Below are 17,020 nucleotides of genomic sequence, written 5' to 3' on the forward strand. Positions count from 1 at the left end.
CCTCTGCTAGGTAGCCGTTGTCGTGGACCACCATACGTAGGGCGGCGCTGCGGGACCGCATCAATTGCCCTCCATCAAGGCGTACAGCCACGTAAAAAGCGCAAAACCGATCATCGCAAGGACTCCCAGCGCGATTCCGGCCATGAGCGCAGCGAAACCCAGCACGATCCCAGCGATCGCGAAGCGGCTACCGCCGGCCTCGCCGCGCCGGGCACGGCGCAGGGCGGCACCCCCGACCACCACCGCCACGACGCCCAGGACCGACCCGCCGAGAATCGGCCAAGCTTTCCCCAACGGAAACACCGTTAAGTCCACCGCCCACGCGATGACCGCGATCACCAACGCAGCCGTCCCAAGACCGTTCTTCGGGCGGGGGACCCGCGGAGTGAAGCCGGGGTACTGCGGCGGCGACGTTTGCGTTGCTGGGCAAGGAGATTGGGGCTGGTGCGCGGGTTCGGTCATCGTTGTGACTCCATGGACCGCTCTGGTTCAGTTCGACTGTCGGACATACTGCGCTACCTCGGCGGCACCGGTAAAGGGTCTTTCGGCCCCGGGTAGGGTTCGCGAACATCTCTATGCTGCAACCTGATAACACCGCTGCGCTCAGGGGTGCCTTGTTCGGGAGGCCGCACTCGCCGGTGGTGCACTCGCCGTCAGCCCTCGATGCGTCGGGCGCCCAACTCGCTCTGCAGCAACTCGAGGGCGACCTCTTCGGGATCGCGACGCGGCTCCGACGGATCGGTGCGGCCGGCTTCGGCGAGCATGCTTTCCTCTTCGTCGCGCTGAAGGGAATCCGGCTCGGGCACAGGCTCTTCCACCCTGGCCGGCGCCGCGCTGATGTCCGCCACGGCCGGCGGGCCGGTCTCGCAACGGACCCGCCAGTTCACCCCGAGGGCGTCTTTGAGCGCCTCGACGATGACGTCGGCGTTGCGTTGTTCGGACAGCCTCTTGGCCAGCGGCGCCGCCTCGTGCGTCAGCACCAGCGTGTCGCCCTCCACGGCCAAAACCGTGGCGCCGGAAAGCATCACCGCGGTGGTGCGGCTGCGCTCGCGGACCTTGTCGCGCACCGTCGGCCACATGCTTCGCACCGCCGCCGCATTGAGTTCACCCGGGGCCGCTGCCGCCGGCGGCGGGGCCGCTGCGGGGGCAGGTGCCGGTGCCGGCGGGGGCGGCGGTGCCGACGTGGGCGGGGGTGGTGGCGGTTCCGGCTTGGGCTCCGGCGCCGGGGCGGGCTCCGGTGGCGGGGTGGACGGCCGCTGGACCGAGCGGCGCACCGGCACCGGACGGGCCGGAGCCGCGGCTGCGGCAGGTTCGGCATCGGCGGCCGGGATGGACATGGCCAGCCGGGTCTCGATGCGTTCGACGCGTTGCAGCAGCGCCGACTCGGCGTCGGAGGCCGAGGGCAGCAGCAGGCGGGCGCACACCACTTCCAGTAGCAGCCGCGGCGCCGTCGCTCCGCGCATCTCGCCGAGGCCGGCCTGCACCACCTCGGCGTACCGGGTCAGGGTGGCCGGACCGATCCGGGCCGCCTGCTCGCGCATCCGGTCCAGGACGTCCTCCGGGGCGTCGACCACGCCGCGGGACACCGCGTCGGGCACCGCCTGCAGCACGATCAGGTCGCGGAAGCGCTCCAGCAGGTCGGTGGCGAAGCGCCGCGGGTCGTGGCCCGCGTCGATCACCGACTCGACGGCTCCGAACAACGCCGCGGCGTCGCCCGCGCCGAGCGCGTCGACGGCGTCGTCGATCAGGGCCACGTCGGTGGCGCCGAGCAGGCCCAGGGCCCGCTGGTAGTGCACCCGGCCGCCGTCGGATCCGGCGACCAGCTGGTCCAGCACCGAGAGGGTGTCCCTCGGCGAACCGCCGCCCGCCCGGATGACGAGCGGATATACCGCCTCGTCGACGACCACACCTTCCTGCTCGCAGATGCGCCCGATCAGCGCCCGCATCGTTCGCGGCGGCAGCAGCCGGAACGGATAGTGGTGGGTCCGGGACCGGATGGTCGGCAGCACCTTCTCCGGTTCGGTGGTGGCGAAGATGAAGATGAGGTGTTCGGGCGGCTCCTCGACGATCTTGAGCAGCGCGTTGAAGCCGGCAGTGGTCACCATGTGCGCCTCGTCGACGATGAAGACGCGGTAGCGCGACTGCGCGGGCGCGTAGAAGGCGCGGTCGCGCAATTCGCGGGTGTCGTCGACGCCACCGTGGCTGGCCGCGTCGAGTTCGACGACGTCGATGCTGCCGGGTGCGTTGGGTGCCAGCGCCTGGCAGGAGTCGCAGACGCCACACGGAGTGGGCGTCGGGCCCTGCTCACAGTTCAGCGATCGCGCCAGGATGCGCGCCGAGGACGTCTTTCCACAACCGCGCGGCCCGGAGAACAGATAAGCGTGGTTGATCCGGCCCGCCTGCAGGGCGACGGACAGCGGCTCGGTGACGTGCTCCTGCCCCACCACCTCGGCGAAGGTTGCCGGTCGGTACTTGCGGTAGAGGGCCACGGGAGCAGGCTACCCACGCCCGGTGACGATGCGCGCCCCGGAGGTCGCGAGGCGGACGTTATGCGCTGATCACCGAAACCGTGTTGCTGAACATGTTGGCGACATACACCGCGCCGGTGCCAGTGTCGACCGCCACACCCCATGGATTAGAGCCGACGCCGATGGTGGCGGAGACGGTGTGGGTGATCGGATTGATCACCGACACGGTGTTGCTGTCGTAGTTGGTGACGAAGACATAGTCGTTGACGGGGCTGACCGCCACCCCGAACGGTGACTGACCCACTCCGATCGCTGATCCCATGACGGTATTGCTGAAAGAGTTGATCATGGACACGGTGTTGCCGAGAGTGTTCGCAACGAAGACGTGGCCAACTGAGTCGACGGCAACCCCCCTCGGATAGGGGCCGACACTGATCGACCCGATCACGGTATTGCCGTTCGGATCGATCACCGACACTGTGTTGCTTGCGGCGTTGGTGACGTAGACATCGCCTCCGGGGTTGATCGCCACCCCGTCCGGGCCCGAGCCGACGCCTATGGACGTAACGGTATTCAATGGCGGATCGATGACCCGGACGGTGTTGCCGGTGGAGTTGGTCACATAGACGTATCCGCCCGGGTCTGGCTTGACTGCCACCGCGATAGGGTCGGCGCCGACGGGGATCGCTGACCCGATCACGGAATGCGATGACGGATCGATGACCGACACGCTGTTGCCGCCGTTGTTGGCCACATAGACGTAGTGACCTGGGTTTGGACTGACCGCCACCGCTCTTGGTTGATTGCCGACAGCGATTCCTGACCAGGTCACGGCATTGGTGGTCGGATCGATCACCGACACCGTGTCATTCCCGCTGTTGGTGACATAGACGCCGTCGCCGGGATTGACTGCGATTCCCACCGGCACATGAAATCCGGTGATGGTGGCCACCTTGCCCCCGGAGCCACCGTCACCGCCTACCCCGCCGAGCCCGCCGATCTGCCCACCGCTGGCAGTGCCGATGCCACCCGCCTTACCCGCAGCACTGAATCCGGCAGCGGCGGCACCGCCTTGACCACCGCCTCCGCCGACCCCGCCGGTGCCACCTAGACCGGGCGTCCCCGCAGATCCCGGCGCCCCCAGCAACCCCGACCCGAAGAGTCCGGCGGCTCCCCCCGACCCAGCGAGCCCGCCGTCGCCACCCGCACCGCCGATCCCGCCGGTACCACCCGCCACAGCCCAGGTCGCACTCAATCCACCGGTCCCGCCTGCGCCCCCGGCGCCGCCATATCCGCCGGCGCCACCGGTGCCGCCGACCCCGAACAATCCAGAACTTGCGCCCCCGGCTCCACCGTGACCGCCTGCACCCCCGGCAAACCCCACATCACCCGCACCGCCACCCAGAGCACCGGCGAAACCTACCGCCAACGTCAGCCCACCGGCACCGCCGGACCCGCCGGCACCGCCGAGCCCGAACACCAGCGCACGTGCCACGCCGCCGGCACCGCCAGCACCACCCGCACCGCCGACGCCAGTCGGGCTGAGAGCACCGCCGCCTCCAGCCCCGCCTGTCCCGCCGGATCCTGCTAACCACCCGCCGGCCCCACCCGCACCGCCCGCACCCCCGGCACCGCCTCCGACACCAGGACCACCCGCACCGCCGGCACCGCCACTTCCGAACAGCCCCGCGGCCCCACCGCTGCCGCCCGCTTGCCCGGCCGCTCCTGAGCCCCCGGCGCCGCCGTTACCCCACAACAACCCGCCATCCCCGCCGGCCTGCCCGCTCCCCGCCGCCCCGCTCACACCATCCCCGATCAGCGGACGCCCCAACAGCGCCAGCGTGGGGGCATTGATCACACCCACCACCGACTGCTCCACACCCTGCAGTGCCGATAGATTCGCCGCCTCGGCAGCGGCATACGCCACCGAACTCGCCTTCAATGCCTGCACGAAGCGTTCGTGAACCAGCCCCGCCTGCGCGCCGAGTTCCTGGAACTCCTGCCCGAAGCCACCGAAAAGGCGCGCCACCGCCGCCGACACCTCGTCGGCCGCTGCCGGAAGCAATCCCACCGTCGCCGGCGCCGCCGCCACCGAAGCCGATGTAGTCGCCGCACCTATTCCGGCTGCCTGGGCCGAGAGCGCCGCGACCACTTCTGGCTCAACCACGACAAAGGACAGCACGACGCCTCCAAACCATCAGACCGCGCAGCACCCGCCTGCCGCGGCAGCAAGATGTGTCGACAATTTACGCCCCCGCAAGACTGCGCAAGGATCTTTCGCGCAAGCAAGGTGTTGGTGCTGCGCTCAGGGCGGAGGCCACTCGCACTGCTGCGCCATGAGCGCAGAGTCAACTGCTAAAGCAGCGACTCCGTCGCGGCCAGCAACGCACACGTCGACAGCCCGTCGACCGCATCCCGCAGGTCCGGCAGCGACGGGAAGGACGGGGCGATGCGGATGTTCTTGTCGTCCGGGTCCTTGCGGTACGGGAACGACGCGCCCGCCTCGGTGACCGCGATGCCCGCGTCCTTGGCCAGGGCGACGGTCCGGCGGGCCGTGCCGGGCAGGACGTCGAGGCTGACGAAGTAGCCGCCCTTGGGATCGGTCCACGAGGCGATCTTCGAATCGCCCAGCCGTTGCGACAGGATCTCGGCCACCAGGGCGAACTTCGGCGCCAGGATCTCCTGGTGACGCTGCATGTGCAGCCGCACCCCGTCGGCGTCGCCGAAGAAGCGCAGGTGCCGCAGCTGGTTCACCTTGTCCGGGCCGATCGACCGCTTCGCGGCGTACTGCAGATACCACGCGATGTTGCCGAGCGAGCCGCCGAAGAAGGCCACCCCGGCACCGGCGAAGGTGATCTTCGAGGTGGAGGCGAAGATGTAGGGCCGGTTGGGGTTGCCGGCCTTGGTGGCGAGGCCCAGCACGTCCACCTGGCGGACGAAGTCGTGCGTCAGCGTGTGCACCGCGTAGGCGTTGTCCCAGAACAGCCGGAAGTCGGGCGCCGCGGTCCGCATCTGCACCAGCCGTCGCACGGTCTCCCACGAGTAGGTGATGCCGGTGGGGTTGCCGAAAACCGGTACGGTCCACATCCCCTTGATCGCGGGGTCGGCCGCGACCAGTTCTTCGATCAGGTCGACGTCGGGGCCGTCCTCGACCATCGGGACCGGGATCATCTCGATGCCCATCGTCTCGGTGATGGAGAAATGCCGGTCGTAACCGGGAACCGGGCAGAGGAACTTGACCGCCGGCTCGTCCTTCCAGGGCCGCGGCGAATCGACGCCGCCGTGCAGCATGGAGAAGACGACGGCGTCGTGCATGAATTCGAGGCTCGCGTTGTTGCCCGCGATCAGGTTCTGCACGGGCAGGCCGAGCAGTTCGGCGAAGATCTCGCGCAGTCCCGGCAGCCCGTGCAGCCCGCCGTAGTTGCGGGTGTCGGTTCCTTCCGCGTCGCGGAAGTCGTCCCCGGGCATCGACAGCAACCGGTTGGACAGGTCGAGCTGCTCGGGCGACGGCTTTCCGCGGGTGAGGTCCAAGGACAGCTTCTTGGCTTGCAGGTCCGCGTATTCCTGCTGGTGGCGTGCGTGCAGAACCGAGAGCTCCGCAGGGCTGAGGGAGTCGAACGACACCAGGGACCCTTCCCATCGAAAACGCATATCGAGTGTGGGCATAAGGGGACCCCGCGCACCCGACAGAGCCCATTGACCCTTGCTGCCTTCCGGCCCTGGGGGAGTTCACAGGATAGACGCCGCGCGGGGTCCACCGGCGAGTGTAGTACCTGGCTTTCCCGGCGTGGCGACGGCCGCGGGAACACCCGGCCCGCATCAGCAGCTACCATGACCACGGAGGATTCGCCTAGTGGCCTATGGCGCTCGCCTGGAACGCGGGTTGGGTTAACAGCCCTCGCGGGTTCAAATCCCGCATCCTCCGCTGCACGGTCTGCCGTTTGACCAGGACCGATACCGGAACCGGCTGTCGGGCCCGGTCATTCTCGGCGGCTTGGGTTCACCAGCTTGAGGGAGTTATATGGGGCGCAAGGTCGCCATCCTGTGGCACGCATCGTTCACGATCGGCGCCGGCGTCCTCTACTTCTATTTCGTCCTGCCGCGGTGGCCCGAGTTGATGGGCGACATCAGCAGCGGCGCGGGGATGACGCTGCGCATCGTGACCGGCGCCCTGCTGGGCCTGGCCGCCCTGCCGGTGGTGTTCACGCTGCTGCGCACCCGCAAGCCGGAATTGGCCGTACCCCAGCTGGCGCTGACCATCAGAACCTGCTCGATCGTCGCGCATGTGCTGGCCGGGGTGCTGATCATCGGCACCGCGATCAGCGAACACTGGTTCAGCCTGGACACTGCCGGGCAATGGTTGTTCGCGATCTACGGGGCCGCCGCCGCGATCGGCGTGCTCGGATTCTTCGCGTTCTACCTGTCGTTCGTCGCTGAGCTGCCGCCGCCGCCGCCGAAACCGATCAAGCCCAAGAAGGTCAAGGAACGCCGGGCTCGCGGCAAGAAGCGCGGAAAGGCCGGCGCGGTCGCCGCTGAGGACGACGAGGACACAGGCGAGGACGAGGACTCCGAGGACACGGACGAGGCCGCCGAGGACACGGACGAGGCCGCCGAAACCGCAGAGGACACGGAATCAGACGAGGCATCGGAAGACGCCCCCGAAGAGACCGAGGACGCCGAGACGGTCACCGCCGAGACCGAGGACGAGGCCACCGCCGAAACCGTCGAGGCGCCCGCACCGGCCCTGAGCAAGGAAAAGACATCCGACGAGACCGTCGAGACGCCAGTTTCCGAGAAGGCCTCCGAGACTGCGTCCGAGACCGCTGAGTCTTCCGCGCGGCTGCGCAACCGCCGCCCCACCGGCAAGACCTCGCACCGCCGCCGTCGCACCAGGGGCGGCGTCGCGGTCGAGGAGTAGCTCCTCAGCGGCGCCGCGGCCGCTAGACCAGAACGACCGGAATATCGGTGTTCTCGTCGGTGTGGTAAGTCGCGCACACCCGGTGGTAGCCGTCCGCGATCTGCAACGGGACACCGGTCGCATAGTTCCCGCGGATCAGCAGGATGGGCGAGAGCGGTTGCCCCTTCTTGATCTTCGCCAGGTCCGCGGCCACGTGCGGATTGTCCGCGTCGAGCAACCTCAACCGCGCCGCCCGCAGTATGTCCTTGGCCTTCTTGTGCACGACGCCGCCGGCCCGGAGTCGCTCGGTCAGCTCGTTGACGGTGTGCACGTCCGCCAGCAGTGCCAGATAGTCGGCGGCGGCCGGGAAGTCGTGGCTCTCCGGCTTTTCCAGCCACTTCACGCTTGCCATGCCGCAACGATAATTGGGATCGGTAGCGGCAGCGGGGATCTGTACTTCTGGCATGACGACGCCATCGGGGCGGCGCATGACGGAAGGAACTCCAGTGAAGCGTGTTATCGCGGTGGCGATCGGAACCCTTGGCTGCGCGTCGGCGCTGGTCGGGTGTTCCAGCGGCGGCCACAGTGCCAGCCCGGCATCGAACGGCCCGGCGAGCGTTGCCACCAACGGCGGCGCGGGAACCGAGGTCAAGGTCGGCGGCTCGGACCTGCCCGGTCTGAACCCCTCCTCGGTCACCTGCGTCAAGCAGGGCGGCAAGATCAACATCGGCAGTGGTTCCACCGGCGGCCAGCAGGCGCTGGCGGTGGTGATGGCCGACGGCAACCCGCCCACCGTTGAGTCGCTGGCCATGGTCGTCGACGGCAACGCCCTGTCGGTCGCCGACAACATGGGCTCCAAGGTGGGTTCGGCGAAGGTGTCGGTGGACGGCAAGACCTACACCATCAGCGGTCAGGCGCAGGGCGCCGACCTGAAGAACCCGATGGCCGGAATGATCACCAAGGACTTCAACATCAAGGTCTCGTGCGGCTGATCAGGGGCGGTTCGGGCCGGCGGGCATGCACAGCATGCCCGCCGTTCCGGACTGGACGGCCGTTTCGGACTTATGATGCAGCCGTGTCGACCTCCGGCGACCTGCAGCGTGCCCTGGAACAGGCGCAGCACTTGGCGTTCGCGGCCGACGAGACCGCGGCGCGGGACCTGCTGCTGTCGCTGATGCCCCGGATCGAGCAGGTGGACCGCGATGACCTGTTGCTCGAAGTCTTCGCTCAGCTCGGTGCGATCTATCTCGTCCGGGGAGCGAATGATGGCGTGCGCGAATGCATTCGGCGCATCAATGACCCGCTGGCGATCTACCGGGGAATTCTCGCCGGCACGCGGCCGGATGCGGCCGGGCAGGTGCACATGTCGCACACCGAGATCGGCCAGATGGTCTGCCGGTACTCGCGGCGGGCGCAGTTCCTCGAGGTCGGTCTGGCCGCGGCCGAGGGCCGGCATGAGCAGGCCCGGGCCGCCCTGAACGTGCTGGCCGAACCCGGTCCCGATCTGCCCGACCTGGCCGGAGAACACGAGAACCTGCTCACGCATGCCAGGGTGCTGTGCGCGACGGCGTTGTGTGACGACGACCTGCACCTGCAGTCCGTTCCACTGTGGGAACAGGTGCTGGGCGCATTGGACCGCAGCGGCACCGACAGCGAATATGCCGAGCAAATCTGGATTTTGGCGGCCACCGAGTACGGACGATTCTGCATCGAGACTGGACGCCTGTCCGAGGCCGAGCCCTGGCTGCGTCGGGCGGGAGCGCGGGCTGAGGCCAGAGGATGGGAACTGGCCACCGCCCGAACGAAGTTGGAGCGAGCCGCGGCCTGCTGGTCGGTCGGTGACCACGTCATGACCGACCAACTGGCCTCGGAGGCCTACGAGGTGATCAGCCGCTACGCGCGGGCCCACGACGTTTCGCGTTGCTGGCTGTATATGGGCCTCACCCGACTCGGCAGCGGCGCACTGGAAGAAGCCGACCGGTGCTGGGAACAGGCCGAGCAGCACTGGCGCGAGCTGGGCAAGCCCCTGTACCTGCATCGAATTCTTCTGCAGCGCAGCTGGATTGCCATCTTCTGGGGTCGTTTCGCCGAGGCCGTCGAGCTGATCGCCCAGGCGCGCGAGTTGCTCGACTCCTCCCCGCGCAGCAGCTGGCTGCAGTACGCCCTGCTCGACAACCACCTCGGAACGGTATGGCGAGCTGATGCGCTGTCGGACATGGGATTTGACGGTTCGGGCGATCCTGATGAGTCGTTGCAGGAGACCGAGGCACGCCAGGCCGAGTCGCTCGGAATACTGCACGGCGAGGTGGGCACACCCGAGTACTGGCGCGCCATGACCAAGCTGGAACAGGCCGCCGAACTCAAGGTGCCCGCGGCGCTGGCCGTCGACTCGGTGCGTTACTCGATCGCCGACGCCGATGCGCGGTCGCGCTGGGCGGCACGTGTTTCGGCCCCCGTCCTGGCCAGCGCCTTCGCGGTCGCCTGGGAGTGGGAGAACACCCAGCTGGTCAGCGAGTTGGTCGAATATCACAGTGCGCGTGGCACTTTCAACACCGAACACCAGGAGCGCCGGGTCGGCGAGTGGGAATCGACCGCAGCCGCGTCCGCGTTCATCGAAGCCGGCGACGAACTCGCACCGGCCCTCGCGGCCGGCGGTACGTCGAAGTCGGGTCCGTCTGAGGCGGAGCGAAATTCACTGACCCGGCTGGGACCGTTGCCCCCGCTGCAGATGCAACCCGGGACGAAGGCCATCATGAGCCACTATCGCGAGTTGGCCCTGCAGCGGTATGGCCGTGCGGTCACCGCGCCCGAGCCGGCGTGGACGACCTGGCCGTGAGCGATCCGGACCGCCAGACCCTGGTGCTGCGCTACGCCGACGTCGGGATCGTCACCTACGCGAGCCTGTGGGTGGTCGGCGATCCGTCCCGAACCGTCAACTGGGTGGTGGAGGATCCGATTCTGCTGGCGGCCTTGGAGGAACTGGCCGGCGCGCTGCCCGAACCCCACGGCGACGAGAGCCGCCGGGACGCCATCGAGAGGGCCCTGTCCCGGGGAGCGTTCGCCACACCGGAGACGGAGTTGACGGCCGCCTACATCCTCGGCGTGCTCCTCATCGGTGCCGCCGGCTGGCAACTCCTGGCGGAGTGCGCCGCGTCGTCGCGACCGACGCTGTTCGTCTCCCCCAGCGCCCGGCTGGCCCGAGTGCCGTGGGGCCTGCTCGCGCTACCGAAATCTGGCCCCAGCAAAGAGGAGCTGGTGCGGGCCCGCCAGGACGCGATCACCGCCAGCGGCCGGGTCGCCGCCCAAATCCCCTGGCAACTGGCCGATCTCCGGGAACACACCGACGGCCACCGGTTGATGGAGCTGGCCGACGTGCTGTTCGCGGTGCCGCAGAACATCGTTCATGCGCCACGCACGGCCACGCGGTGGGAGGCCAGGCGGGACGGCCCTCCGGTACTGGTCCTGGATCCCCGAGTGCCGGGGCAGCGGCCCGACTCGGCGCTGGGCTCAGTGCTCGGCAGGCCCTCGGAGCACACCCGGTTGGCGCGGTACTTCGCCGAGTTGATGCAGCGGCGCGCGGTGCTACCCGGCGTCGGCAGTTCGGTCGAGCTCTTCCGACGCCAGGACGCTGACCGCAGGTGGCTGGCGGACTTGCTGGTCCACGATCCCAGCCGCCTGGTCTACGTCGGGCATGCCAGCTCCGCGGACGGCGAGTCGGGCCGGGCCGACCGGGCCGCGCTGCACCTGGCGTGTACCGCGGCCGCACCCGGCGACGCGGCGGCCATCGGTAATCACCGCCCCCTGACCGCCTCGGATCTGATGTCGCTACGGCTGCCGATGCCGCCACGGGTGGCGCTACTGGCGTGCGCATCCGGTGGCGACTACCAGTTCGACGAGGCGACCGGGCTGGTCGCGGCGATGATCCTGGGCGGGGCTCAGCTGGTGACCGCCACCCTCTGGTCGCTGCCCACTACCGCGGCATACCGGCAATTCGGCACGCCCGCAGGCGATCCCGATCCGATGGCCGACGTCGTCACCGCCGTCGATGCCGCCCACCAGGATACCGAAGCCGGCTGCGCCGTAAATCGTTGGCAGCGTGCGCAAATGCGCCGCTGGCGGGACGGGGATATCACCGCCAGCCCGTTGTACTGGGGCGCGCTGGTCACTTTCGCCGTCGACGGTGCCCGATGACGCCGACGGCGCACGATGAGGTCAGACCAGCGCAAGACCCGAGGCTCGCACGGCCAGCACATCATCGGGCAGCGAAAGCTCCTCGCGGGCAGCGGGATCGAACGCGACCAGCATGACGAGTCCGGGCCGCAAGGTGGACAGGTCCGCTTCGGATTCGTGGTCCACCAACCGGCCGACGAAGCTGTCGCCGTGCACACTCGAGACCTCGATCCAGATCTGGCGCTCTCCGCCAACGGTTTCCGGCTGGTCAACGACGACCGTGCGCACGGTACCCACCCCGACGGCGAGCCCGTCTGAGCCGCGCCGCAGACCGCGGGCGATCCGGCCGGCGCATACCGCGGCGATCGCGGCGACGACAACACCCGCAACTGCTAACCACATCTGGTTGTTGTTCATGAGAACAGCTTCGAGCCGTCCGAGGGCTACCGAACCCAACTTTTCGAGTACCGCAAATTCTGCCGGTGCCCCTATTGTGTGGTCATGAGCGCCGATCCGCAGGCCCAGCCTGCTGCCGATGATCGCGCGGCAGGTCAACCCCGCCGCGCGGTGATCGATCAGGCCTGGCGCGCAATCGGTCCCGGTGTCGAGGTGCTCAGCAGCGATGACGGCGGTCCCCTGACCCGAACCGTCAAACGCATCATCGATCCCCTGGTCCTGCGCCTGCGGGCCAACCCGCAGTACTCCGCACCCGTGGTCGCTAGCGACACCGCCGCCGAGATGCACGACCTGATCGTCGGCAACAGTGCTCAATTGCGCTTCACCGCAGCCTGGTTCGAGGTACTCAAACTGGAGCGCCGCAGGTTGCGGATTCGCAGCGGCAACGCCCAGGAGCTGTACTTCCCGGTGTGCTTCGAGCTGGCGGTGACCAAAGGCGCACCCACGCCGCAAGATCCCGAGGCGGCCGCCGCGGTCCTGCACGAGGTACACCAGGGCCGGGACCGCACCGCCATCGAGGTGCTCAACGACTACGTCGCCGATCCGGCCGTCGTCGCCGCCCTGGCCGCGCAACTCGAGGCCAGTTGGCGCGACGTCCGCGCCGACACGGTGGTGCTGGGACCGTTGCTGGCGGCGCTGACCACGGTGCTCGGACCCGCCCGCAGCCACACCGCGGCCACGGCGCGCCAGCGGGTGTGGTCATCGGTGATCGCTGACGCCACGCCCTACAACCTGGGGGCCCTGATCCGGGTCGACGGGGCTGAACTGCCGTGGTCGATCGTCGAGCTCGGTTTGACTTCCGTTGCGCCGCAACGACAGCCACCGGTGGCCGGCGGGTCCGACAGTGACCGTCCGCTGGATCGCACCGTGGTGGACCGGGTGCGTTCGACGCTGCGGCGCGCCCTGGACCGTGACGCGTTGCCGGACGTGCCGTTGTTGTGCGAGGAGGAGGTCGACCGGGCCTGCGCGCCGTGGGGGCTGCTGGCCGAGGACAAGCAGGCCACGCTGGTCACCGGCATCGAGGTCGCGGGCGAGCTCGCGCCGCTGGACCGGTCGGTCGCCAGTCGTTACGCGCTGGCCGCGCAGATCCAGGCCCGGCTACGCAAGGAGGCCTACGTGTTGCACGCGCGGCGCTATCTGGCCGAAGGCGGGCCCATCCATCCGCGGCAGCAGCAGGTGGTGGACGACCTGGCCCGATACCGGCAGCCGTATCTGAGCCGGCTGTGGGCGCGACTGCACGGACGCGATGTGTGGCAGGAGCCCTGCGAGGACGTCGACGACGTGCGGTCCCTGCTGGAGGGCGTGGCCCGCTCCGTCAGCCTCGACCACCGGCAACGCATCAAGTCCATGCTGGAATTGCAGGTGGCCGGATGAGAGCCATCGGAGCCGTCGAGCAGCCGCTACCCCTGGTTGCGGTGCTGGAAGTCAGCGGCGCGGTGCTGACCTGGATCGTCGATGACCCGGGCGGCGCTGACGCCGCGGAGATCCACTTCACCGACCCCGCCCGAGCCGACTGGCTGTGGCAGGTGGTGGGTGAGGCGGGCCACGTCGCCCTGCTGTCGGCCGCCGGCGAATTTCAGGAAACCGGCGGCCTCGACATCGCCCCCGGCGCGCTGGCGCCGCTGCACCGCCTGGCCCTGGGGCATTGGCTGCGGCGCTGGTGGCCGGCCAGCCAGCGCGACGGGATCCCCGCCCTCGACCGGGCCCTGCTCGACGCCGAGGTGGCGCTGCGGACGGTCGGCGCCCAGGGCTTCTTCACCGACGACACCCTCGATTCGGATGTGCCACAACTGCTCGCCCCGCACGCCGCGGCCCTGGCAGGCCACGCTCACTCCGACAATTCGCGAGTCCGCGAGCTGGTGCGGGCCAGTGCCGAGCTGGCCGACGAGGTCGGTCTGGACGGCGAGGATTGGGCGGAACTGTCGGTCGCAGTGGAGGATTCGGCCACCGCACCGAGCATGCCGACCGGGTACCGCGACGACTATGCGCTAGCCGCGGGTTCGCAGCCGGTGACCCGCCAGGGCACGGCGATCGGGCGGGGCGTCGCATCCATCAACTGGGGCGCGGTGCCGCCGGGAATCTTCGACGCCGCCGAGGACACCGTCGACTGGAGCGTCGAGGCGGCCGGTCCGGCCGTCGTCGCCGTCGTGCGTGCCGCTGTCATCGGTCCCGAACCGGCCACCGATGTCCCGGTGCGGGTGCGCTCCGGAGACGTCAGCGGCGCCGGTGCGCTGGATGCCGGCGGCCGCGCCACCGTCCCGCTGGTCGATGGACAGCGCGGCGAGTTGACCGAATCGGCTGCCTGGAATCACGATTGGCCGGCGACCTCGGTGGTCGTCGGGGCCCCGATGCGGGAGCTGAGCGAACCGCGGGAGGCCCGGGACCGGATCCGCGCCTGGGTGCGGGCACGGCTGGAGCAACCCCCGGCCGATGCCTACCTGGCCGAGATCCTGGCGAGTGAGTCTTCCTACTAACTCGCCGGGCCTCCCTTCCCTATGCTGAGCGAGTGCCCAACAAATATCGCGTCGTGCAGTGGACGACAGGAAACGTCGGTAAGAGCTCGTTGCAGTCGATCGTCGCCAACTCCCAGTTCGAACTGGTGGGGTGTTATGCGTGGTCGCCGGAGAAGGCCGGTCGTGATGCCGGTGAGTTGGTCGGGATCGACCCCACCGGGGTGATGGCCACCAACGACGTCGACGCGCTGCTGGCCCTCAAGCCGGACTGCGTGGTCTACAACCCGATGTGGATCGACGTCGACGAACTGGTCCGGATCCTGTCCGCGGGCGTCAACGTGGTGACGACGGCGTCGTTCATCACCGGCCACAACCTAGGCGACGGCCGCGACCGCGTCGAGCAGGCCTGCCGGCAAGGCGGCTCGACCATGTTCGGCTCCGGCGTCAGCCCGGGATTCGCCGAGTTGCTGGCCATCGTGTCGGCGATGGTGTGCAACCGCGTCGACAAGGTCACTGTCAACGAGGCCGCCGACACCACGTTCTACGACTCGCCCGACACCGAGCGCCCCGTTGGCTTCGGACAGCCGATCGACAACCCCGAGTTGGCACAAATGGCCGAGAAAGGCACCGCGATTTTCGGCGAAGCGGTCCGGCTGGTCGCCGACGCGCTCGGCGTCGAACTCGACGAGATCCGGTGCGTTCCCGAATTCGCCCAGACCACAGCCGATCTCGAGATGGAGTCCTGGACCATTCCGGCGGGATGCGTGGCGGGCGTCTACATCAGCTGGCAGGGCATCGTCTCCGGCCGAACGGTCATCGACCTCAACGTGCGGTGGCGCAAGGGGCAGACGCTGGAACCCGACTGGAAGGTCGACCAGGACGGGTGGGTGATCCAGATCGACGGACAGCCCACGGTGACCACCAAGGTCGGCTTCCTGCCGCCCCCGTACTTTCAGGCCACCACGCTGGCCGAGTTCATGGCACTCGGTCACATCATGACGGCGATGCCCGCGATCAACGCGATCCCGGCCGTGGTCGCGGCGGCCCCCGGCATCGTCACGTACGCAGATCTTCCGCTGACACTCCCGCGCGGCAACGTGCCGACCGGATGAGCATGAAGCGGCCGGTCAGCGGGTATCCAATCCCCATGGCTACCAACAACCGATTGAGCAACACCGCCCAATACTGGGGCGGCCGGGCCAAAGAGGCCCTCGGCCGGCTCTCCGGTAATCGGCGCACCCAGTACGAGGGCAAGCTGGACCAGGCCAAGGCGAACGTCAAGGACACCGGTCTGGATGTCAGAAACGCGTTTCGGCGTCGCCGGGCGCGCTACTGAGGGTTTCAGAACCCGTCGCTTTCGGGTACATCCCTGCAGTCAGCCAGAAAGCGAACCATCCGAGCGAACAAGGAGCCAAACATATGAGCGCCACAGACAAGATCAAGAACAAGATCGAGGACCTGGGTGGCAAGGCCAAAGAAGGTGTCGGCAAGGCCACGGGCGACCGCAGCACCGAGAACGAGGGCAAGTTCGACCAGTCCAAGTCCAGCCTGAAGGATGCCGGCGAAAAGGTGAAGGACGCCTTCAAGAAGTGATGTCGCGTGCCGAAAGGCATTGTGCGACAACGCAGCTAGATAGCGAAGCTGCCCCGCGCGGTTCGGCCGAATCCGCGTGGGGCAGCTTTGGGTTTGGTTGAGAAATAGATTTCTGGCTATCCACTATCGATGATGGGTTTGAAACGCCTGCTGGCCGCTGCCGGCTCGATGGTGGCGATCAACGGTTCCCTGTTGCTCGGTGGGCCGGTACCGACCGCTGCCGCCGCGCCGTGTCCCGATGTCGAGGTGGTGTTCGCCCGCGGCAGCGGTGAACCCCCGGGCGTGGGCGGGGTCGGACAATCGTTCGTCGACTCGCTGCGTCCGGACATCGGCGCGAAATCCCTTGGTGTATATGCCGTCAACTACCCGGCCAGCACCGACTTCGGCAGCAGCGACTTTCCGTTGACCGTCATCGACGGGATTCGCGACGCCGGCTCGCACATCCAGTCGATGGCGTCGAGCTGCCCCAACACCAAAGAGGTACTGGGTGGCTACTCGCAGGGCGCGGCGGTGGCCGGCTACGTCACGTCGGCGGCCGTGCCCCCAGGCGTGCCCGCCGCGGCGGTTCCCCAGCCGCTGGCGCCGGAGATCGCGAATCACGTGGCGGCCGTTGCGCTGTTCGGAACGCCGTCACCGCAATTCCTGAGCCAGTACAACGCGCCACAGATCGCCATCGGCCCGCTGTATCAACCCAAGACGATCGAGCTGTGCGCCGACGGCGACACCATCTGCAACGGCGGCGGCACTACCCCCACCTTCGCGCACACCACGTATCCGGTGAACGGGATGACCGGCCAGGCAGCCGATTTCGCGGCGGGCAGGCTATAGCTCGTCCCGGTCCTCGTCGTCGGTCTCCGGGGTCGGCAGCGGCGGCGACGTCCTCAGCCAGTCGCGCAGCCGAAGTAGCCCGTTGATCACGATGGCGAGACCCAGCAGGACCAGCGCCACCACGATGATTGCGGTGGTCATCACACCATGGTGAC

The 17,020-nt window shown here is 68.5% G+C and carries 17 protein-coding genes, 1 tRNA gene and 1 other RNA gene; 11 read left to right on the forward strand and 8 right to left on the reverse strand.

From position 1 onward, the window contains the following. Positions 1 to 60: 60 nt before the first annotated feature. The 5 genes from C0J29_RS28925 to ffs form a co-directional block, all read right to left on the reverse strand. Positions 61 to 462, reverse strand: a complete 402-nt coding sequence (locus C0J29_RS28925; protein ID WP_162951584.1) for a hypothetical protein — start codon at positions 460 to 462, stop codon at positions 61 to 63. Positions 463 to 653: 191 nt separating this feature from the next. Further along, positions 654 to 2,489, reverse strand: coding sequence for a DNA polymerase III subunits gamma/tau (locus tag C0J29_RS28930; protein ID WP_120794319.1), 1,836 nt, complete (start codon positions 2,487 to 2,489; stop codon positions 654 to 656). Between the two features lie 58 nt (positions 2,490 to 2,547). Next, positions 2,548 to 4,647: a PE-PGRS family protein gene (locus C0J29_RS34575; RefSeq protein WP_120795026.1), complete on the reverse strand. Its 2,100-nt coding sequence runs from the start codon at positions 4,645 to 4,647 to the stop codon at positions 2,548 to 2,550. A 176-nt stretch (positions 4,648 to 4,823) separates the two neighbouring features. After that, on the reverse strand, positions 4,824 to 6,092 hold the full coding sequence (locus tag C0J29_RS28940; RefSeq protein WP_120794320.1) for an aspartate aminotransferase type Ic: 1,269 nt from the start codon (positions 6,090 to 6,092) through the stop codon (positions 4,824 to 4,826). Positions 6,093 to 6,132: 40 nt separating this feature from the next. Further along, positions 6,133 to 6,227, reverse strand: an RNA gene (gene ffs / locus C0J29_RS28945) — signal recognition particle sRNA small type. A gap of 80 nt (positions 6,228 to 6,307) precedes the next feature. On the opposite strand from ffs, the gene C0J29_RS28950 reads away from it, so the two are divergent. Continuing rightward, positions 6,308 to 6,393 (forward strand) — tRNA-Ser (locus C0J29_RS28950). A gap of 96 nt (positions 6,394 to 6,489) precedes the next feature. Further along, positions 6,490 to 7,386 carry a lipid uptake coordinator LucA gene (lucA, locus tag C0J29_RS28955; protein ID WP_120794321.1) on the forward strand — a complete coding sequence of 299 codons (897 nt, stop codon included), beginning with the start codon at positions 6,490 to 6,492 and terminating at the stop codon, positions 7,384 to 7,386. 22 nt (positions 7,387 to 7,408) lie between these two features. Here lucA and C0J29_RS28960 read toward each other — a convergent pair whose 3' ends face one another. Further along, positions 7,409 to 7,777: a hypothetical protein gene (locus tag C0J29_RS28960; protein WP_065164747.1), complete on the reverse strand. Its 369-nt coding sequence runs from the start codon at positions 7,775 to 7,777 to the stop codon at positions 7,409 to 7,411. A gap of 76 nt (positions 7,778 to 7,853) precedes the next feature. Here C0J29_RS28960 and C0J29_RS28965 point away from each other — a divergent pair, with 76 nt between their 5' ends. From C0J29_RS28965 to C0J29_RS28975, 3 genes are all read left to right on the forward strand, one after another. Further along, positions 7,854 to 8,357: a lipoprotein LpqH gene (locus tag C0J29_RS28965; protein WP_172834833.1), complete on the forward strand. Its 504-nt coding sequence runs from the start codon at positions 7,854 to 7,856 to the stop codon at positions 8,355 to 8,357. Positions 8,358 to 8,440: 83 nt separating this feature from the next. Then, the gene (locus C0J29_RS28970) at positions 8,441 to 10,201 is read left to right on the forward strand and encodes a hypothetical protein (RefSeq protein ID WP_120794322.1); all 1,761 of its coding nucleotides are present in this window, start codon (positions 8,441 to 8,443) and stop codon (positions 10,199 to 10,201) included. After that, positions 10,198 to 11,556, forward strand: coding sequence for a CHAT domain-containing protein (locus C0J29_RS28975; RefSeq protein ID WP_120795027.1), 1,359 nt, complete (start codon positions 10,198 to 10,200; stop codon positions 11,554 to 11,556). The genes C0J29_RS28970 and C0J29_RS28975 overlap by 4 nt, the downstream gene beginning before the upstream one ends. A gap of 21 nt (positions 11,557 to 11,577) precedes the next feature. On the opposite strand, the gene C0J29_RS28980 is transcribed toward C0J29_RS28975, so the two are convergent. Beyond that, positions 11,578 to 11,952: a hypothetical protein gene (locus C0J29_RS28980; protein WP_242460573.1), complete on the reverse strand. Its 375-nt coding sequence runs from the start codon at positions 11,950 to 11,952 to the stop codon at positions 11,578 to 11,580. A gap of 84 nt (positions 11,953 to 12,036) precedes the next feature. Between C0J29_RS28980 and C0J29_RS28985 the strand changes: the two genes are divergently transcribed. The 6 genes from C0J29_RS28985 to C0J29_RS29010 all read left to right on the forward strand — a co-directional run bounded on the left by C0J29_RS28985 (position 12,037) and on the right by C0J29_RS29010 (position 16,865). Then, positions 12,037 to 13,365, forward strand: coding sequence for a hypothetical protein (locus C0J29_RS28985; RefSeq protein ID WP_120795028.1), 1,329 nt, complete (start codon positions 12,037 to 12,039; stop codon positions 13,363 to 13,365). Further along, positions 13,362 to 14,465 (forward strand): hypothetical protein, encoded by a 1,104-nt coding sequence (locus C0J29_RS28990; protein ID WP_120794323.1) that lies wholly within the window; start codon positions 13,362 to 13,364, stop codon positions 14,463 to 14,465. Before C0J29_RS28985 ends, C0J29_RS28990 begins: the two co-directional genes overlap by 4 nt. 32 nt (positions 14,466 to 14,497) lie before the next feature. Continuing rightward, entirely contained in the window at positions 14,498 to 15,556 is a 1,059-nt protein-coding gene (locus tag C0J29_RS28995) for an NAD(P)H-dependent amine dehydrogenase family protein (RefSeq protein WP_120794324.1), read from the forward strand. Positions 15,557 to 15,591: 35 nt separating this feature from the next. Then, a complete protein-coding gene (locus C0J29_RS29000; RefSeq protein WP_065045798.1) occupies positions 15,592 to 15,780 on the forward strand; it encodes a CsbD family protein in 189 nt (62 codons plus the stop codon). An 83-nt stretch (positions 15,781 to 15,863) separates the two neighbouring features. Continuing rightward, positions 15,864 to 16,037, forward strand: a complete 174-nt coding sequence (locus C0J29_RS29005) for a CsbD family protein (RefSeq protein ID WP_120794326.1) — start codon at positions 15,864 to 15,866, stop codon at positions 16,035 to 16,037. Between the two features lie 168 nt (positions 16,038 to 16,205). Then, positions 16,206 to 16,865: a cutinase family protein gene (locus C0J29_RS29010; protein WP_242460685.1), complete on the forward strand. Its 660-nt coding sequence runs from the start codon at positions 16,206 to 16,208 to the stop codon at positions 16,863 to 16,865. Here C0J29_RS29010 and C0J29_RS33035 read toward each other — a convergent pair. Continuing rightward, positions 16,860 to 17,006 carry a hypothetical protein gene (locus C0J29_RS33035; RefSeq protein WP_156298456.1) on the reverse strand — a complete coding sequence of 49 codons (147 nt, stop codon included), beginning with the start codon at positions 17,004 to 17,006 and terminating at the stop codon, positions 16,860 to 16,862. The two genes, C0J29_RS29010 and C0J29_RS33035, sit on opposite strands and share 6 nt — an antisense overlap. Between the last annotated feature and the right edge of the window lie 14 nt (positions 17,007 to 17,020).

Origin of the sequence: Mycobacterium paragordonae, assembly GCF_003614435.1 — a bacterium.
Lineage (GTDB): Bacteria > Actinomycetota > Actinomycetes > Mycobacteriales > Mycobacteriaceae > Mycobacterium > Mycobacterium paragordonae.